Below are 18,993 nucleotides of genomic sequence, written 5' to 3' on the forward strand. Positions count from 1 at the left end.
TATAGATATAGATCGGCAGATCGACGGCCTCGGCGATTGCCGAAAAATGGGCGATCAAACCCTTCTGCGTCGGCTTGTTGTAATAGGGGGTGACGACCAGAACGGCGTTTGCACCGACCTTTTCCGCATGCTGGGCAAGCTCGATCGCCTCACGCGTATTGTTCGAGCCGGCGCCGGCCATGACGGGAACGCGTTTTGCGGCAACTTCGATGCAGAGTTCCACGACCCGTTTGTGCTCGGCATGCGACAGCGTTGGAGATTCGCCGGTCGTGCCGACCGGAACGAGACCACCGCTGCCCTCCTTGATCTGCCAGTCGACATGACCGGCGAAGCTGTCTTCGTCGATCAATCCGGCATCCGTGAAGGGGGTGACGAGGGCGGGAATGGACCCATTGAACATGCAAAGCTCCTCACGACCAAATCCTTGCTTCGGCCGCATTCCATGAATATGAGTTGCGCACCATAGAGCGCCGAAATCATCGCGACAAGCGCGCAGAGTTCGGTTTAGGGCAAATTCCGATAGCAGATGTGAATGAATTTTACCTGGTACGGTAAGGTTTCGTTAAGATGCCTCTAGCCAAATGGCAGGGCGTGTTTTCGTTGCGAGATCCCGGATGAAGAAAGCTGTCCTGATTCTGTCCGCCTTCGGCTTCATTGCCGCCGCGTGGAACAGTGTTGCGTCGCCGCTTCCCGGTGAGAGCACTCCCATGCCTGCCGTCAAGCCACTCGGCTTCATTCCCGGGACAGCCATACCGGAATCGATCACAACAGGCGCCATTCCGCGCAATCCGGCCATCGCGCCCGTCAACGGCGACCTGAAAGCCGGCCTCGACGCGCTTTCCGACAAGGACCCGCAGCTGGCACTTTCGATCCGCAACGGCATGCGCGACGGGACGCTCGACCGCCATATCCTCACCTGGGCGATCGCCGTTTCCGGATTGAAGGGTGTTCCTTCTTTTGAAATCGCCAGCGCCGCGCAAGAGCTCAAGAGCTGGCCGGGTCTTTCGCGGCTGCGCGCCTATTCCGAACGCGCGATCTATGACGAAAATCCCGCCCCTTCCGCCGTGCTCGCCGCCTTCGGCGATACCGCGCCCGAGACGATGCAGGGCGCCGTCATCCTCGGCCGGGCGCTGGTTGCGTCAGGCAAGCAGGCGCAGGCGGCAAAATATATCCGCAAGGTCTGGCGCGGAGAGGCTCTCGACAAGGCGACCGAGGACAAGATCCTCATCGAGTTTTCCGCGCTGTTGACGCCTGCCGACCATAAGGCGCGGATGGACTATCTAATGTATCGCGGCCGGGTGGCGCAGGCCAAGCGCTTCGGAGACATGGGCCAGGCGCAGTCGCTCTACACGGCCTGGGCTGCCGTCGACGCCAAAGCCGGCAACGCCGGCGCGGTCCTCAACGCCGTCGATGCGAAATGGCGCGGCGATGCCGGCCTGCTGTTTGCGCGGATCGAATATCTGCGCAAGCAAGACAAATATGCCGAAGCCGCTGTGCTTCTGGAGCAGATGCCACCCGAGCGTAGCGAACTCGTCAATTCCGGCGAATGGTGGAACGAGCAGCGCATCATCAGCCGTGGTCTCGTCGACCAGGGACAGTTCAAGCCTGCATATCGCATCGTCGCAAACTACGCGGCAACCAGCCCGACGGATATCGTCGAGGCTGAATTCCATGCCGGATGGTACGCGCTTCGCGGCCTGCAGGACCCGGAAACGGCGGAAAGACATTTCCGCAAGATCCTCCAGACATCAAACGGGCCGATCTCGGTTTCACGCGCCTGGTATTGGCTGGGACGCGCAGCGGAGGCCGGAGGCCCCGGCAAATCCAGCGAATTCTATGCGAAGGCGGCGAATTTTCCCGGCACTTTCTATGGCCAGCTCGCGGCCGAAAGGCTGGGGCGAAAGACGCTTAATGTCACCTATCCCGCACCGAGCACGGCCGACCGGCAACGCTTCCAGGCACGCGAAGCCGTGCAGGCGATCGCCCGGCTGGAGGCCGCCGGCCATGGATGGCGGGCCGCCATTCTCTATCTCGCACTCGCCGATCAACTGCAAAGCCCCGGTGAATTGGCTGTCCTTGCGGCACGGGCCGAGCAATCCGGCGATCATCATCTCTCGCTGCAGATCGGCAAGATCGCCTATGGACGCGGCATCGATGTCGCAGCGCTTGCCTTTCCGGTCGGCGTCATCCCGGCGAACGCCAATATAACCGGCTCCGGCAAGGCGCTTGCCTATGCCATTGCCCGGCAGGAAAGCGCCTTCAACCCGGCCGCCGTATCGGCGGCAAACGCGCGCGGCCTGCTGCAGCTTCTGCCGGGAACAGCCCAGGCGGTGGCCAAGCGCCACAACATCGCCTTTTCCAAGGACAAGCTGACGGCCGATGCCGGCTATAACGCGACACTCGGCGCGCATTATCTCGGCGAGCAGATCGACGCCTTCGGCGGCTCCTATGTCCTCACCTTCATTGCCTATAATGCCGGGCCGAAGCGGGTGCCGGAATGGATCGGCCGCTACGGCGATCCGCGCGGCAGGCCGATCGACGAGATCGTCGACTGGATCGAGCGCATCCCCTTCCCCGAAACGCGCAACTACGTGCAGCGCGTGATGGAGAATTACGAAGTTTATAAAGCCCGTCTCGGCCAACCCACCGATATCGAGCGCGACCTGATCGGCGGACGCAGCGCCTCCTGAAGCCATTTGGCGCGGCTTGAAAAGCAAGCTACATCTTCGGGATCAAACAGGTCTCGAGGGATGCGATGCCGGATATGGATGCAGGCGATTTCCAGGAACGATTTTTCACTTCTTCTGATGGGTTGAGGCTCTATGCCCGCGACTACCAACCCGACCAGGCGGCAACCGCCGGACGGCTGCCGGTGATCTGCCTGCCCGGCCTGACCCGCAATACCCGGGATTTTCATCCCCTTGCGCTGCTTCTTTCCCGGGACACAGCAGCGCCGCGCAGGTTGATTGCGCTCGATTCGCGCGGACGGGGAAACTCGGCATGGGACGACAACAAGGCGAACTACAATCTCGCCATCGAGGCCGGCGACGTCATTACCGCCTGCACAGCGCTTGGCATCGAGCGGGCGATCTTCATCGGCACGTCGCGGGGCGGGTTGATCCTGCATCTGATCGCGACGACACGGCCGGATCTTCTCGAAGCCGTCATCCTCAACGACATCGGGCCTGTGCTCGAGGCTGAGGGGCTGGCGCGGATCCGCGATTACCTCAACGGCGGCAGGAAACCGGCGGACTGGAACGAGGCGGCCGATATATTGAAGGAAAATCATGGTGCGTCGTTTGCCGCGCTGGCAGAGGAAGACTGGCGCGAGATGGCGCTTGCCCTTTATCGCGATATCGATGGACGGCCGGTCGCCGACTTCGACCCGGCGATCGCAGAGGCACTGAAATCGATCGATTTCAGCCAGCCGCTGCCTGATCTCTGGGAGCAATTTGAAAGCCTGAGCCGGTTGCCGCTCATGCTGATCCGCGGTGAAAATACGTCGCTGCTTTCACAGGAAACCGCCGGCGAAATGGCACGGCGGCATGCGCGGCTGATCCTTCATGCTGCCGAAGGACAAGGACACGCCCCGCTCCTGCATCTCGGCGATATCCCTACGACAATTCGAGCTTTTCTCGACACCTGCCGATAACCACACGAAATTCGTCAGCTGGCACAATCGGCCATTCGTCCAAATGCAAAAAGCCCGGCTCGAGAGCCGGGCTTTCCTGATTGACCGAAGTCAGATCAGATTAGAACGCACGCTGCAGGCGGAAGTAGCCCGAAGTGGAGTCGTCAGCATCATCCGGATCGAGGTACTGAACCGAAACCTTGGCGTAGAAGTTGTCAACGATCTGGTAGTCAACCGTCAGACCAACCTTCCAGGCATCGCCGAGACCGTCGAAGTCATCCGGAACAGCCTTGTCACCGCCGAAGTAGTTGCCGTAGTACTGAACGGCCGGGGTGATCTTGAGCTTGTCGGTTGCCTTGATAGCGTATTCGGCGGCAATCGCCCATTCAGCCGTGGAGTAGTAGGAGTTCGGGCCGGTGGAGTATACGCCGGCGAGGCCGAGCGTACCAGGACCGATGTCAACCGTACCCATTGCACGGACAGCACCGTCTTCGTTGTCGACGTCGTAGCCAGCAGTGATCTGGTAGCTGAACACGCCAGCCTTGCCGCCGAGACCAACGGCAACACCAACGTTGTTGGCTTCTTCATCGAACTTGTAAACGCCGTCTTCCAGTTCGTCGACGCTGATGCCAGCGTAGAAGTCGCCGGTTTCGTACTGATAACGGATGGAGTTATGCAGTGTTTCGGCCGAGCCGATGTCGTCGGTTTCACCGGAGAGACCATCGTCCCACCAGCTGTAGAACAGACCGGCGCGGAAGCCCGCGACGTCGAGGTAAGCGGAGTCGAGGTGAGATTCCTGGTCGGAGGCATTGTCAGCATTGAACTGCATGACGATGACGCCGGTCAGCGGACCATACTCGGTGTCGCTCTTGGCGGTGAACTGAACCTGACCGCGGGTGAATGCATCCCAGTCAGAATCGCCGCCGACATCTTCGCCAACGTTGACCTGGAAACGGATGTAACCGTTGATCTTGAGGCAGGTTTCGGTGCCCGGGATGTAGAAGTAGCCGGTGCCGTAAGCGTCGCAGACGCGAACATATTCAACCGGTTCCGGCTCGGCAGCAACGATAGCGTCAGCAGCCTGAGCACCGGAAACTACTGCGAGAGCAGCAGCGGAGCCGAGAAGAAGGCTCTTGATGTTCATAAATGACCTCCAATTCAAAGTTTCGATCGGGTTTGGGATCTTTCGCTGAGCAGCGTTCCCTGCCCCATCCCCGTGTTTCAAGAAGTGGACGATCAGTCGCCCTTGCTTCCGACGCTGAAAATACAAGACGGAAGCCGTCACGCAATCACCAACTTACTCGGACAGGGGATTTGAAGGAGCCTTCCCGACATTCTGTTGCTGAAAGGACACAAGTCGGGCAACCGGCCTCGATTTCCTTTATGCTTCGTTAAGAAAACCGTGATTTTGCGGAGGCTTAGGTCAAGCCAACAAAGATTTGGACATGCGCTTTGCGACACATTCGTGACACTTTTTTGACAAAGTGCGGCTCTTGCGAGGGATTCATGATTGCCGGAAGCGTAACCGGACGTGCACCGATCCGCTTTCGCCACCTGTCAGTGGCTTGAGCGCGGGAGGTGATTCCCGCAGGCGATTCTCTCACTTGGGGTAGAGAGATTTTTTCGCCGCCCGGCCTAGCCGACTAAGCGAACATGATTCCCAGCCAGAAACTAACGATCGACGCACGCTCAGGAAATCGGAATGGCGGAGAAGATGGGATTCGAACCCACGATACGCTTTTGACGTATACTCCCTTAGCAGGGGAGCGCCTTCGACCACTCGGCCACCTCTCCGGTGCGGCCTAACTATGGTGACCGGTCTGTGAATGCAAGGGTTTTTTGAGTTTTCACCAGAAGAAATGCAGCGAGCTGCAATTCAGCCGGTTGCGCAAACAAACCGCATTTCCTGGGGAAATCCGCGGAATTTGATCGTGCTTCGTTCTCTTCGATGAAGAAGCCGAACTCAGCCGAGCAGGCTCTTGAGGTCGGCAGAAGGGTCGGCGAGAATCGATTTATCGGGATTGGTCCCGGATTCCAGCAGTTTTTTGCCGGTCACATAGGCCTTTGCGTCGTTGATCGCATCGACGGCAATCAGCCGGCCTTCCCTGAAGTACCAGACCGAATGGGCGCCTTCTCGGGTGCCGGCGCGTAGCAGCGTCTCGTCGTAACCGAGATTGAAGCCGGCGATCTGCAGCTTGACGTCATACTGGTCGGACCAGAACCACGGCTTCGGATCATAGGGCTCGCTGCCGCCGGCGATGACGGCTGCCGCCGCCTCGGCCTGGTCGACGGCATTCTGCACCGATTCGAGCCTGATGCGGCCGCCCTGCCAGGGAAGTGCGGCGCAATCGCCAGCCGCAAAGATCGCCGGATCGGAGGTGCGGGCGAATTCATCGACGACAATGCCGTTGGCGACTTCTAGGCCGGCTTCCTTGGCAAGCTGATCGTTCGGGGCAACGCCGATGCCGACGACGGCGAAATCGATGTCGATTACCGATCCGTCGGAAAGTGCGGCGCCGGTGACGCGGCCATCCTTGCCGATCAGATGCTTGAGCCCTGTCTTCTCGCGGATCACCACGTCATGGGCCTCGTGGATCACGCGCATGATGTCGGCGGTCTCCTTCGCCGCGACGCGCTGCAGGATGCGGTCGGCCATCTCGATGACGGTGACTTCCAGGCCGCGATGGCGGGCAACGGCCGCCGCCTCGAGACCGATATAACCGCCACCGATGATGAGGACACGGCGACCGGGGCGCATCTCGTCAGCGAGCATATCGGCATCGCGCTTGTCGCGGGCGACATAGACGCCTTCGAGATCGCCGCCGATTGCGGCCGGCAGCCGGCGCGGCGTCGAGCCGGTGGCCAGCGCCAGCGTGCCGTAATCAAGAACGGAGCCGTCCTGCAGCAGAACCTGCTTGCTGTCCGGCTTGATCTGCTCGGCCCAGGTCGAAAGGCGAAGGTCGACGTCATTGTCCGCATACCAGTGCTCGGCGCGGAACAGCAGGCGGTCGAAAGCCATTTCGCCGAGCAGGTATTTTTTTGAAAGCGGCGGGCGCTGATAGGGAGCGACGTCCTCTGCGCCGATGAGGGTGATCGGGCGCGTATCCTTCAACGCACGCAGCTTGGCAGCCAATGCGAAACCGGCCTGTCCCGCGCCGATGATCACCAGTCTATCCGTCACGATCTCACTCCTGAAGCTGCGCCCGACGCCACGCCAAGGCCTATTCCCTACCCCACGCCCCGTCAACGGAAAGCGGCCTCTTACATTCAGCCGATCTCGATCCAGCGGCGCTCGCGGAAAGACTGTGCCATGGCATGCACCGACTTCTCTATCCTGAGACCGTCTTCGAATGTCACGATCGACGACGGCTCGCCTGATATTGCCCGGATCAGCTCACGGCATTCGATGATCTTCAGATCGTTGAAGCCGAGGCCGTGGCCTGGTGCCGGGATAAACCGATCATAAGGCTGATGTGCGGGGGCCGCCAGTATCTTGCGGAAGCCCTGCTCGGAGCCACGGCCGTCGGCCTGATAGAGCTCGAATTCGTTCATCCGCTCCTGATCGTAGACGATCGAACCTTTCGAGCCGAAAATCTGCAGGGCGATGCGGCCCTTGCGACCCCAGGCGGCGCGATTCGCCATCAGCACGGCGGAGATGCCTCCGCCAAGCCGCATCAGCACGTTGGCGCCATCGTGGTTTTCGACGGCACGGCGACCGCCCTCGCTCAGCGGGCGGTCGGCATAGGGTCTGACCATATCCGTTATGACGGCCTCGATATGGCCGAAGAGATACCAGAGCAGCGACAGCGGGTGCACGGCGAAATCATCGAGCGCGCCGTAGCCGGCGGAAAGCTCGCTCTTCCAATAAAAGAAGACATCGGGATCGGCCATGAAATCCTCGTCCATCTCGACGCGGATGTGGTTGACCGTGCCGATAGCGCCCTCGCCAATCAGCGTCCTGATATGCCGCACGACAGGATTCTGGATGTAATTATAGCCAAGGGCGGCAACCCTGCCTGATTTCTTCGCCGTTTCCAGCATGCGCTCGGCATCGGCATAGGCCGGCGCCATCGGTTTTTCGCACCAGACATGCTTGCCGGCCTCAAGGGCTGCAATCGCCATCTCGGCGTGGAACTGGTTGGGCGTGGTGACGGAGACGACGTCGACCTCGGGGTCGGCAATCAGCGCCCGCCAGTCGGCCGTCGCCTTCTCGAAACCGAATTCACCGGCACGAGCCTCAGCAAGCCCGGCATTGGCTTCGGCCAGATGCACGAGACGCGGACGTTCGACATCGCCGAACACCGTCTTTACCGCATTCCACGCCAGCGCATGACACTTGCCCATATAGCCGGTGCCGATCAAACCGATGCCGAGTGGCTTCATTTCCGTCTCCTCCAGAGCTGCGCGCGGATTTTTGGAATATTTGGATCATTTTGACAAGGGACCTGCTCACAGGCATTTCTGCGCCCTTTCCTGACGGACTGTCTAAAAGCCTTCAATTACAGTGGATTAAAAACAATTAGCCGTGCCGTTTGAAATCGTTTATGCTCGATAATATGGAATATTTGTTTCATCTCGTGAGCCACAAGCATGGATAACGATCCCCAGAGGCACGCACGCGTGCCGCGCGATTTCGAAAGCCTGCGCAGCACCATCATCGAGCGCAAGGCGAGCATGCCGAAGCGGCTGGCGCAGGTCGCCGCCTTCGCGCTCGGCAATCCCGACGAAATCGCCTTCGGAACGACGGCGAGCATCGCGGCCGCCTCCGACGTCCAGCCGTCGACTCTGGTGCGCCTGGCGCATCATCTGGGTTACGGAGGCTTTTCCGACCTGCAGAGTATCTTTCGCGAAAGATTGCGGGACCGGACGCTGAGCTATGAAGAGCGGCTTGTCACGCTGGAGCAATCGAGCGGCGACGATGAGGACGCCAATCTGCTCTCCGGCTTCATTGCCGCGGCAAACCAGTCGGTCAATCGGCTGGCGGCGACGGTGCAGAGCGATACTTTCACCAAAGCCGTGAATATCCTTGCCAGCGCCGAGACGATCTATCTGATCGCCAAACGGCGCTCCTACCCGCTGACGGCGCACATGACCTACGCTTTTTCCAAGCTCAATATCCGCCACCAGATCGTCGCCTCGCCAAACGGCGTCGACCCTGAAATGGTGCAGTTCGCAACACCGAAAGACGCAGCGATCGCGGCAAGCTTCTCGCCCTATGCCGCCGACAGCCTTAATCAGAGCCAGGAGCTTGCCGACCGCGGCGTCCCCGTCATCGCGATCACCGATTCGGCCTTCTCGCCGCTTGCCGCCTGCGCCACGCACTGGTTCGAAGTGGCGGAAGCCGATTTCGCCGGCTTCCGCTCACTTTCGGCCTCGATGGCGCTCACCATGGCACTACCGGTTGCAATCGCCGAACGGCGGCGCAAGAGTCAGCAGTCAAAACCTGCAAAAGGCAAAATGGAATAAACATTCCGAATTGACAAAATATCGGAACCGATGTTTCATTATTGAAAATTCGCAGGCACTGGAAGCCGCGCAAAATCTAGCGGGAGGACATCATGGTACAATCGAATCCGGGTTCACAGCCGGAGCCGGCGCTTGATGTGATCACCATCGGCCGTTCCTCGGTCGACCTTTACGGCCAGCAGATCGGTTCGCGGCTTGAGGATATCGGCTCCTTCGCCAAGTCCGTCGGCGGCTGCCCGGCCAATATCGCCATCGGCACGGCACGGCTCGGCCTCAAATCCGGCCTCATCACCCGCGTCGGCGACGAGCAGATGGGACGCTTCATCCGCGAGCAGTCGGCGCGCGAAGGTGTCGCGACAGACGGCATCGTCACCGACAAGGAGCGGCTGACGGCGCTGGTGCTGCTGGCAGTCGAAGCCGAGGGCGTGTCGCCGATGATCTTCTATCGGTCGGACTGCGCCGACATGGCGCTCGATGAAGGTGATATCGACGAAGATTTCATCAGATCGTCGCGCGCCGTTCTTGTTTCCGGCACGCATTTCTCGCGGCCGAATACCGAGGCCGCGCAGCGCAAAGCCATCCGCATCGCCAAGGCGAACGGCCGCAAGGTGATCTTCGACATCGATTACCGGCCGAACCTCTGGGGCCTTGCCGGCCATGCGGAAGGCTTCGAACGCTACGTGAAATCCGACCGGGTCTCCTCAAAGATGAAGGAGACGCTGCCGGATTGCGACCTCATCGTCGGCACCGAAGAGGAAATCCTGATCGCTTCCGGCGCCGACGACGTGCTCGGCGCGCTGAAGGAGATCCGTCGGCTGTCGCCGGCGACGATCGTGCTCAAGCGCGGCGCCATGGGCTGCATCGTCTATGACGGGCCGATCGCCGACGATCTCGAAGCCGGCATCATCGGCCAGGGTTTCCCGATCGAGGTCTTCAACGTGCTGGGTGCCGGCGATGCCTTCATGTCCGGCTTCCTGCGCGGCTTCCTGCGCGACGAGCCGCTGAAGACCTGCGCCACCTGGGCCAATGCATGCGGCGCCTTCGCCGTCTCCCGCCTGCTCTGCTCGCCGGAATATCCGACCTGGGCGGAACTCGACTTCTTCCTGACGACCGGTAGCAAGCACCGAGCGCTACGCAAGGACGAGGCGCTCAACCATATCCACTGGGCATCGACCCGGCGCGGCGAAATCCCGCTTTTGATGGCGCTGGCGATCGACCACCGTTCGCAGCTCGTCAGCGTCGCCGATGAGCTTGGCGTCGGCCATGAGAAGATTGTCGCCTTCAAGCGGCTGGCAGTGGCGGCAGCGGCGCGTGTTTCGAACGGCCGCGACGGCTACGGCATGCTGATCGACGAACGCTTCGGCCGCGACGCTTTCTTCGATGCGGCGACGAAGAATTTCTCCTGGATCGGACGGCCGGTGGAATTGCCGGGCTCGAAGCCGCTGCGCTTCGAATTCAGCCAGGATATCGGCTCGCAGCTCGTCGAATGGCCGCTCGGTCATTGCATCAAGTGCCTGTGCTTCTATCATCCTGATGATCCGGCTGAATTGAAGACGGAGCAGCAGGAGAAGCTGCGGACGCTGTTCGAGGCCGCCCGCAAGGTCGGCCGCGAGCTGCTGGTGGAGATCATCGCCGGCAAGAACGGGCCGCTCACCGACGGCACGATCGCAACCGCGCTGGAGGAGCTCTATGCGCTCGGCATCAAACCGGACTGGTGGAAGCTGGAGCCGCAGGCATCCCGTGAAGCCTGGAAAAAGATCGATGCGGTGATCGCCAAAAATGATCCATGGTGCCGCGGTATCGTGCTGCTGGGGCTCGAGGCGCCCGCCGACGAGCTGATCTCCTGCTTCGAGGCGACGCTGGCAGCTCCCTCCGTAAAGGGTTTCGCCGTCGGCCGGACGATCTTTGCCGATCCGGCGCGCGCCTGGCTTTCGGGCGAAATGAACGACGAGGAAGCGATCGCCGATATGGCCGGCCGCTTCCGGCAACTGACAGAGGCGTGGCTGAAAACGCGCGACCTCCACTGAGAATTAAGACCCCTCCCCAACCCCTCCCCACAAGGGGGCGGGGCTAACCTGCCGGGCTCTCTGCATTCTCACCGCAGCGTCTTGTCCAAAAGGACGCTGGCTCATGGTGTGAGGCGGTGCCCCAAGTTAAGTCCCTCCCCCTTGAGGGGTTGGGGAGGGGAAAACGCGAAAAGAAAGATTGCGGGAGGACCCGATGGGCAAGACGATACGGTTGACGATGGCGCAGGCCGTCGCGCATTTCCTGAAAGTACAGATGACGATCGTCGACGGCAAGAAAGTGCCGATCTTCGGCGGCGTCTGGGCGATCTTCGGTCACGGCAACGTCGCCGGCATCGGCGAGGCGCTCTATCAGGTGCGCGATGAATTGACGACCTATCGCGCCCACAACGAACAGGGCATGGCGCATGCGGCGATCGCCTATGCCAAGGCGAATTTCCGCACGCGCTTCATGGCCTGCACCAGCTCGATCGGCCCCGGGGCGCTGAACATGGTGACGGCTGCCGGCGTGGCGCATGTCAATCGTATTCCCGTTCTCTTCCTGCCGGGCGACGTCTTCGCCAACCGCGCGCCGGATCCGGTGCTGCAGCAGATCGAGGATTTCGGCGACGGCACGGTTTCGGCCAATGACGCCTTCCGTCCGGTTTCGCGCTATTTCGACCGCATCACCCGGCCCGAGCAGATCATCACGGCGCTGAAGCGCGCCATGCAGGTCCTGACCGACCCCTTGGATTGCGGCCCGGTGACATTGTCGCTCTGCCAGGACGTTCAGGCGGAGGCCTATGATTATCCGGAAAGCCTGTTCGAGGAAAAAGTCTGGACGACCCGCCGACCGCAGCCGGATGCGGATGAACTCGCAAATGCCATCGCGCTGATCAAGGCATCGCAGAAGCCGGTGATCATTGCCGGCGGCGGCGTGCTTTATTCGCAGGCGACGAAGGAGCTTGCCGCCTTTGCCGAGGCCCACGGCATTCCCGTCGTCGTCAGCCAGGCCGGCAAATCGTCGATCAACGAGAGCCATCCGCTGGCGCTTGGTTCGGTCGGCGTCACCGGCACTTCGGCGGCGAATGCGATCGCCGAAGAGACGGACCTCGTCATCGCCGTCGGCACGCGCTGCCAGGATTTCACCACCGGCTCCTGGGCGCTGTTCAAGAACGACAGCCTGAAGATGATCGGCCTCAATATCGCCGCCTATGACGCGGTGAAGCACGACAGCCATCCGCTGGTGACCGATGCGCGCGAAGGGTTGAAGGCGCTTTCGGCGGGGCTTTCAGGCTGGAAGGCGCCGGCTGCACTCGCCGAGAAGGCGGCTGCGGAGAAGAAGGTCTGGATGGAGGCCGCGGCCAAGGCAATGGCGACGACCAATGCCGCCCTACCCTCCGATGCGCAGGTGATCGGCGCAGTGGTGCGCTCGATCGGCGGCGAGAACACGACGCTGCTCTGCGCTGCGGGCGGCCTTCCCGGCGAATTGCACAAGCTGTGGCCGGCCACCACGCCCGGCAGCTATCACATGGAATACGGCTTTTCCTGCATGGGCTACGAGATCGCCGGCGGCCTCGGTGTCAAGATGGCGCGTCCGGAACGCGATGTCGTCGTCATGGTCGGCGACGGTTCCTACATGATGATGAATTCCGAGATTGCGACCTCTGTCATGCTCGGTCTCAAGGTCAATATCGTCCTACTCGACAATCGCGGCTATGGCTGCATCAACCGGCTGCAGATGGAAACCGGCGGCGCCAACTTCAACAATCTGCTGAAGGACTCCTATCACGAGGTGATGCCGGAGATCGATTTCCGCGCCCACGCGGAAAGCATGGGCGCCATAGCCGTCAAGGTCGCCTCGATCGCGGAACTCGAGCAGGCAATCGCCGATTCCAGGAAGAACGACCGCACGTCGGTCTTCGTCATCGACACCGATCCGCTGATCACCACGGAAGCCGGCGGCCACTGGTGGGATGTCGCGGTGCCTGAGGTCAGCTCGCGCGGTGAGGTCAACAAGGCGCATGAGGCCTATGTCAAAGCACGCGCTGCCCAGCGCGTCGGCTGATCGATTGCTGTCATTTTTCTGGAGGAGCGGCACCGCTCCTCCGCAATGCTTTTAAGGAGAATGTTGATGAAGGCCAAACTCGGCATGTCGCCCATCGCTTGGTGGAACGACGACCTTCCTGAACTCAGTGACGATGTGTCCCTCGAGGAATGCCTGCGGCAGTCCCGAAGTGCTGGCTTTACAGGCATGGAGCAAGGCCGCCGTTTCCCCAGCAATCCCGAGGAGATGCTGCCCATCCTGCGCGCCGCCGACGTGACGCTGTGCGGTGGCTGGTTCTCCGGCACGCTGGTCAATGAGGGGCTTGCCGCCAACAAGGACCGCATCGCGCCGATGATCGCGCTGTTCAAGGCGGTCAATGCACCTTGCATCGTTTATGGCGAAGTCGGTCGCTCCATCCAGGGCGACCGCTCCAAGCCGCTCGCGACCAAGCCGCGCCTTTCCGATGACGAGATGAAGGCCTATGCGCGCCGCGTCACGGAATTCGGGGAATGGTGCGCCGAGCAGGGCATGCCGCTTTCCTATCACCATCACATGGCCGCCGTGGTCGAAACCGAGCCGGAACTCGACGCCTTCATGCGCCATTCGGGCGAAGGCATCCCGCTGCTGCTCGATGCCGGCCATCTCGCCTTTGCCGGCGGCGACGTGTTGCGCGCTATCGGGAATCACCACGCCCGTATCAACCATGTTCACGTCAAGGACATCCGCAAGCCTGTGGTGGATGGGCTGGATCGCAGCCGGCAGTCCTTCCTCGATGCGGTGGCACTTGGCGCCTTCACGGTGCCTGGCGACGGCTCGCTCGATTTCGGCGCCATCGTCCAGAGGCTGGCCGATCATGGCTATGAAGGTTGGTTCGTCGTCGAGGCCGAACAGGATCCGCGCAAGGCCCCGCCGCAGAAAATGGCCGAGATCGGCCACGCCGAGTTGATGCGCGTCATGACGGCTGCGGGCTATACCGTGGAAACGGAAGGCTTCCCCAAGGGATAGCGGGAACAAAAGACCCCTCCCCACAAGGGGTGGGACTTAAGGCACCGCCCACACCAGACAACGGCCACCTTGCAAAAAGGAACACCGTAATATGGGCGAGACAGCACGGCAGGTTAACCCTCCCTTGTGGGGAGGGGAACTTTCCAACTTACGAGGAAAAACACCAATGCCCAACCTCAAGGTGAAACCGTCCGGCACGCATGGCCGCGTCACGCATGTCACCCCGGAAAACGCCGGCTGGACCTATGTCGGCTTCGATCTGCATCGGATGAAGCCGGGCGAAACCGTCTCGGGAGAGACGGGCGATCGCGAAGTCTGCCTCGTCTGGGTGACCGGCAAAGGCAAGGCATCGGCCGGCACCAAGGATTTCGGCACGCTCGGCGGCCGCATGAATCCGTTCGAAGGCGCGCCGCATGCGCTCTATATCCCGATGGAATCGACATGGTCGGTGACGGCGGAGACCGATCTGGAGCTCGCGGTCTGCTCCGCACCCGGCGGCGGCACCTATCAGGCAAAGGCCATCCCGCCCGGCACGCATCCTCAGGTGACGCGCGGCAAGGGCACGAATGTGCGCTATGTCAACAATATCATGCCGGAAGACGACAGCTCGGCGCATGCGCTGCTGGTCGTCGAGGTGATCACGCCAGGTGGACACACCTCTTCCTATCCGCCGCACAAGCACGACCAGGACGACCTGCCGAACGAGAGCTTCCTGGAAGAGACCTATTATCATCGCCTCAACCCGCCGCAGGGCTTCGCTTTCCAGCGCGTCTACACCGACGATCGCTCGCTCGACGAGGCAATGGCGCTCGAGGACGGCGATGTGACGCTGGTGCCGAAGGGCTATCACCCCTGCGCCGCCTGCCATGGCTACGACCTCTATTACCTCAACGTCATGGCCGGACCGCAGCGGATCTGGAAATTCCACAATGCTACCGAGCACGAGTGGCTGCTGAAAGCATAAGCGTCGCCTCCGATCGCTAAATAATCTGACAGCGCGAAAACGCTGCTGGTGGTTCACTGCCTCCATCCAAACACGGATGGAGGATCACCATGCACAGCCCGAACTTCACGATACCGGCCCGAAATATTCGCTCTTCGCGTCTTACGCGACCCGGCTTGTTCCTTGCCATAATCACGGCAGCGCGCTGGCTGGCGCGCAAAATAAACGAACGACGCAACCTGAATGCGTTAATGGAGCTTTCCGACGAACAGCTGAAGGATATCGGCCTTTCCAGGGGGCAGACGGAAAGCGATGTTCATGTCTACAGCCGTTACTGAAGTGCTGTTATAAGTACTGTCGGTTCTGGCCTGTCTGATACGGAATATGCAATGTCGCAGTTCTCAACGGCACCGCTTCTGAAAACGAAGATGGTCACTATTCGCGAGTGCCGTCATAAGAGCGACGAGGAATGCGCCCACAGGACGAGCCTCGTCTATCCCTATCGCGGCGTCTTCATGCGGCATGTCGGCCGCAATGATACGGTGGCCGAAGCCAATCAGGTCTTGTTCTTCAATGTCGGTCAGGGATATCGGATCAGCCACCCTATCGAGGGTGGCGACGCCTGCATCGATCTGACGATCGACGAATCCATGCTTGAAGAGCTTACGCCGAAGGAGCAGGCGCAGCCCGGCCCGCCCTTTTCCTTCCGCCGCCAGCGCCGACGGATCGATCCGCGCGCGCAGGCCCTGGTTGCGCTCCTACGTCATGGTCTCAGCCGCAACGTTGCCGAAACGCTGGAAGCGGAGATATTGGCGCTGACGCTCGTGCGCCGTTCGCTCGGCGAGCGCACATCGCATGCGGCGGGTGCCAGTGCCGGCCGGCAGAAACTCGTCGACCGGGCAAAGCTGGTGCTTTCCTCCGATCTCGCGCGGCGCTGGACACTTTCGGAAATCGCCGCCGAAGTGGGCGTCTCGCCCGTTTATCTCACCCAGGTCTTCCAACAGGTCGAGGCGACGCCACTCTATCGCTATCAGCTGCGGCTGAGGCTTGCCCGCGCGCTCGATATGCTCGGCCAGTATGAGGATCTGACCGCGCTCGGTCTCGATCTCGGCTTTTCCAGCCACAGCCATTTCAGCGCTTCCTTCAAACAGTCCTTCGGCCAGACTCCGGCCGAATTCCAGCGCTCGGCACAGCTGCGGCGGAAGTAAGAGCCCAGGTCGATCGCTAAAGATTTCGACAGCGCCGATGCCGTCTTCGATGATCTTATCAGCCTGTCCCGATCCTGGGGCGATCAACTGGAGGATCATCAGATGAAGAAGACAACATGCGCTGCCTGCGACTGCGAACTCGGCGCGGAGACCATCACCGTCAAGCTTGGCGGCAAGGCTGTCGAGGTCTGCGGCCAGGAATGCGCCGAGGCCTTGAACGAGGCTGAAGCCGCAACATCGGCCGCTTCGGCAGGCAAGGAATGACGTTTCCAGGCAAAAGCCGCGCTCCCTAGCGCGGCTTTTCCGTCTCAGGCGGGCAGAAGCCCGTAGCGCCAGCCGCGGCGTTTGGCGTTCTGCGACAGCACCAGGAAGGCAAGGATGAACATGCCTGCCTCGGCAAAGACCGGCACCATCCAGATCCCCTGCTCGCCGAAGACGAAGGGCAGCAGGAAGGTGAGCGGCAGGGTGAGCAGATAGGGCCGCGACAGGCCGAAGATCGCCGCGCGCGGCGCATCGCCGATCGACTGGAAATAGGACGACAGGATCAGCATCTGCCCGAATAGGAAATAGGCGCCGATCGTCCAGGGCAGAATTCGCCGGACCTCCGCGATGATCGCCGGATCGGCGACGAAGAGGGCGCCGAGGCGACCGGCCAGCAATTCGACCGTGATCTCCACCAGAGTGCAATAGACGAGTGCTGCGAGCATGGCGATCTGCAGGCTGCGGCCGACGCGGAGCCCGAGGCCGGCACCGTGATTGTTGCCGGCAATCGTCTGCAGGGCGATGCTGAGACCAAGCAGCGGCAGATAGGTGAAGGTCATGATCCGGGTGATGATGCCGTAGGCGGCCACCGTCGCGACATAATCATGCGTGCTCCAGAGCGAGACGTTGATCAGAATGGCGGCCGAGGCCAGCGATATGCCGATGAAACCGAGGCTCATCGGCGCGCCGAAGGCGACGATGCCGCGCCATTCGGCAAGAGCCAACCCCGGGGAAGGCCTTAGCGCCGCCGGTCGGCGCCAGCGATAGGCGAGTACGGCTGCGAGGCAGACGCATTGCGATGCGATGGAGCCAGCTGCCGAACCGAGCACGCCCCAATGCATCACCGCCATGAACAGCCAGTTGGCGAGGATGTTGAGAAGCGAGGCCGACAGCGTCACCAGCGTCATGAAGCCGATCTCGCCTTCGCAGCGCAATCCGTCGAGATGCAGCGACAGGAAGAAGCCGACCGGCGCACAGGCGATCATCGCGCCCATGAACAGCATGGCGCCATCGGCAACAGTGGCATCGCCGGCGGCACCGGCATCGATGATCTGCCGGCCCACCGTCCAGTAGACCAGATTGAGGATAAGGGTAACGGCGAGCGCCAGCGCATGCGCGTCGGCAAACACCCGACGTGCCCCATCGCGATTGCCGGCACCCAGCCGGCGGGCGAGGATACTCGCCATGCCGTTCGAGACCAGTGATTGCAGGGCGATCAGCAGCATCAGCCCCGGGAAAATCAGGCTGACGGCAGAGAGTGCGTCCGGGCCGACATAGGCGCCGAGGAAATAGGCATCGACGACGGTGAACAGGCCGTTGACGGTGGTGCTCGCGACGATCGGTGCCGCCGTTTTGATGAAGACGCCTGGCAGCCAGCCGGTGAGAAAGGCATTACCTTCAGAAAGATCGGGCATGGAGAAATCCGTGCGATATGAGGCCGATCCGGCTAAATTATCCGGATCGACAGCCTCAAAAGGACAAAACAATCTAGAGATCGAGCACCAGATGCGGCACGCCGTTCGAGGTCTTCCTCGGCGACACACCGTCGGCATCGATCTGCGCGTTCACACGCTGGCGAAAGGCCGAGAAGCTCTCGAAGGTGACGACATCCACCGGCTCGTCGAAGTGGATGGTGATCCTATGCAGGTCGCCGCCCGGCAGGGCCGAAAGCGCCAGGACTTCGCCGGTGAACGGCTGATTGAGATAGCGACCGCGAATATGCGCGCCGACGAAGAGCGGCGTCTTCGGGCTAGCATTGGGCTTTGCCGCAAGGGCTGCGAGCGTATTCCAATCGCGCGCGCCATGCTGGCGGGCAATCATTTCCAGGGCAGCACTGTGGGTCAGCGTGGTGCCGCGATCGTTCATCGCCTGGCGCAGGCGCTTGGCCTGGGCCTTCAATTCATCAATGGCAGGATAGGTCGTCGTCATGGCGTTAGCCTTCGCAAGGCATGCTCTTCGACTGCGAATGGGGGCTCGCATTGCCGTCAGTCAGCATGCACAAAGCGCCGTGACCATGATCGCGAGGACTTCACCATGGATTTTTCATCCGCGAGCGGCCGGTGCCTCGAACCGGCCTTTGTATGCGCGAACGCCGCCGACATGTCAAGAATGGCGCATCTGCCTCAGGAATGCACAGCTTTGGGGCAAATCTGCGCGAAATTGGTGCGATTTTCCCGCGGCTTTCACATAAACATTCAATCTTAGCGGTGTTCTTCAGTAAATATCAGCATTCTTGAAGTAATATCCTGTCATATTATAAGCGGAGGCTAAAAGGGCCTTTCAGATGCACCTCGACACAGAACACCCCAGGCCGGAACGTGCCTATAGGGAATTCAATCTCGACAGGCCCGGCAACATCATCTTCGTCGGCCATCACCTCAGCACCGGCACCCAGGTGCGCTGCCTGATCCGCACGATCACGCTTGCCG

Annotated in this window: 16 protein-coding genes and 1 tRNA gene; 10 read left to right on the forward strand and 7 right to left on the reverse strand. The window is 61.2% G+C overall.

Translation table 11 applies throughout. From position 1 onward, the window contains the following. The coding region (locus FY112_RS22000; protein ID WP_181018261.1) for a dihydrodipicolinate synthase family protein at positions 1-400 on the reverse strand (400 nt) is incomplete at its 3' end. A 214-nt stretch (positions 401-614) separates the two neighbouring features. Between FY112_RS22000 and FY112_RS22005 the strand changes: the two genes are divergently transcribed. Both FY112_RS22005 and FY112_RS22010 read left to right on the forward strand, forming a co-directional pair. Beyond that, a complete protein-coding gene (locus FY112_RS22005) occupies positions 615-2,690 on the forward strand; it encodes a lytic transglycosylase domain-containing protein (RefSeq protein ID WP_131708434.1) in 2,076 nt (691 codons plus the stop codon). A 65-nt stretch (positions 2,691-2,755) separates the two neighbouring features. Continuing rightward, positions 2,756-3,652, forward strand: a complete 897-nt coding sequence (locus FY112_RS22010; RefSeq protein ID WP_151519276.1) for an alpha/beta hydrolase — start codon at positions 2,756-2,758, stop codon at positions 3,650-3,652. A 100-nt stretch (positions 3,653-3,752) separates the two neighbouring features. Here the strand turns inward: FY112_RS22010 and FY112_RS22015 are convergent, their stop codons facing one another. From FY112_RS22015 to FY112_RS22030, 4 genes are all read right to left on the reverse strand, one after another. Then, the gene (locus FY112_RS22015) at positions 3,753-4,775 is read right to left on the reverse strand and encodes a porin (RefSeq protein ID WP_151519277.1); all 1,023 of its coding nucleotides are present in this window, start codon (positions 4,773-4,775) and stop codon (positions 3,753-3,755) included. Between the two features lie 559 nt (positions 4,776-5,334). Next, positions 5,335-5,425, reverse strand: a tRNA-Ser gene (locus tag FY112_RS22020). A gap of 169 nt (positions 5,426-5,594) precedes the next feature. Further along, positions 5,595-6,812, reverse strand: coding sequence for an FAD-dependent oxidoreductase (locus tag FY112_RS22025; protein ID WP_151519278.1), 1,218 nt, complete (start codon positions 6,810-6,812; stop codon positions 5,595-5,597). Positions 6,813-6,898: 86 nt separating this feature from the next. Then, positions 6,899-8,014 carry a Gfo/Idh/MocA family oxidoreductase gene (locus FY112_RS22030; protein ID WP_151519279.1) on the reverse strand — a complete coding sequence of 372 codons (1,116 nt, stop codon included), beginning with the start codon at positions 8,012-8,014 and terminating at the stop codon, positions 6,899-6,901. A gap of 207 nt (positions 8,015-8,221) precedes the next feature. Here FY112_RS22030 and FY112_RS22035 point away from each other — a divergent pair, with 207 nt between their 5' ends. From FY112_RS22035 to FY112_RS36885, 8 genes are all read left to right on the forward strand, one after another. Then, a complete protein-coding gene (locus FY112_RS22035; protein ID WP_065279435.1) occupies positions 8,222-9,097 on the forward strand; it encodes a MurR/RpiR family transcriptional regulator in 876 nt (291 codons plus the stop codon). 92 nt (positions 9,098-9,189) lie between these two features. Next, on the forward strand, positions 9,190-11,124 hold the full coding sequence (gene iolC, locus FY112_RS22040; RefSeq protein WP_017959749.1) for a 5-dehydro-2-deoxygluconokinase: 1,935 nt from the start codon (positions 9,190-9,192) through the stop codon (positions 11,122-11,124). Positions 11,125-11,317: 193 nt separating this feature from the next. Then, complete coding sequence (gene iolD, locus FY112_RS22045) at positions 11,318-13,168, forward strand: 3D-(3,5/4)-trihydroxycyclohexane-1,2-dione acylhydrolase (decyclizing) (protein ID WP_131708435.1); 1,851 nt, start codon at positions 11,318-11,320, stop codon at positions 13,166-13,168. Between the two features lie 66 nt (positions 13,169-13,234). Then, a complete protein-coding gene (iolE, locus tag FY112_RS22050; protein WP_151519280.1) occupies positions 13,235-14,152 on the forward strand; it encodes a myo-inosose-2 dehydratase in 918 nt (305 codons plus the stop codon). Between the two features lie 166 nt (positions 14,153-14,318). After that, positions 14,319-15,116, forward strand: a complete 798-nt coding sequence (iolB, locus tag FY112_RS22055; protein WP_151519281.1) for a 5-deoxy-glucuronate isomerase — start codon at positions 14,319-14,321, stop codon at positions 15,114-15,116. A gap of 89 nt (positions 15,117-15,205) precedes the next feature. Next, entirely contained in the window at positions 15,206-15,433 is a 228-nt protein-coding gene (locus FY112_RS22060; RefSeq protein WP_151519282.1) for a DUF1127 domain-containing protein, read from the forward strand. Positions 15,434-15,484: 51 nt separating this feature from the next. Then, positions 15,485-16,303 carry an AraC family transcriptional regulator gene (locus FY112_RS22065; protein WP_151519283.1) on the forward strand — a complete coding sequence of 273 codons (819 nt, stop codon included), beginning with the start codon at positions 15,485-15,487 and terminating at the stop codon, positions 16,301-16,303. Between the two features lie 102 nt (positions 16,304-16,405). Continuing rightward, positions 16,406-16,567, forward strand: coding sequence for a hypothetical protein (locus FY112_RS36885; protein ID WP_181018262.1), 162 nt, complete (start codon positions 16,406-16,408; stop codon positions 16,565-16,567). A gap of 44 nt (positions 16,568-16,611) precedes the next feature. On the opposite strand, the gene FY112_RS22070 is transcribed toward FY112_RS36885, so the two are convergent. Together FY112_RS22070 and FY112_RS22075 are read right to left on the reverse strand one after the other, a co-directional pair. Continuing rightward, the gene (locus tag FY112_RS22070) at positions 16,612-17,979 is read right to left on the reverse strand and encodes an MATE family efflux transporter (protein ID WP_151519284.1); all 1,368 of its coding nucleotides are present in this window, start codon (positions 17,977-17,979) and stop codon (positions 16,612-16,614) included. Between the two features lie 73 nt (positions 17,980-18,052). Further along, positions 18,053-18,493 carry a glyoxalase superfamily protein gene (locus tag FY112_RS22075; RefSeq protein ID WP_017959742.1) on the reverse strand — a complete coding sequence of 147 codons (441 nt, stop codon included), beginning with the start codon at positions 18,491-18,493 and terminating at the stop codon, positions 18,053-18,055. Positions 18,494-18,993: the final 500 nt, after the last annotated feature.

The organism is Rhizobium sp. PEPV16, assembly GCF_008919455.1.
GTDB lineage: Bacteria > Pseudomonadota > Alphaproteobacteria > Rhizobiales > Rhizobiaceae > Rhizobium > Rhizobium leguminosarum_Q.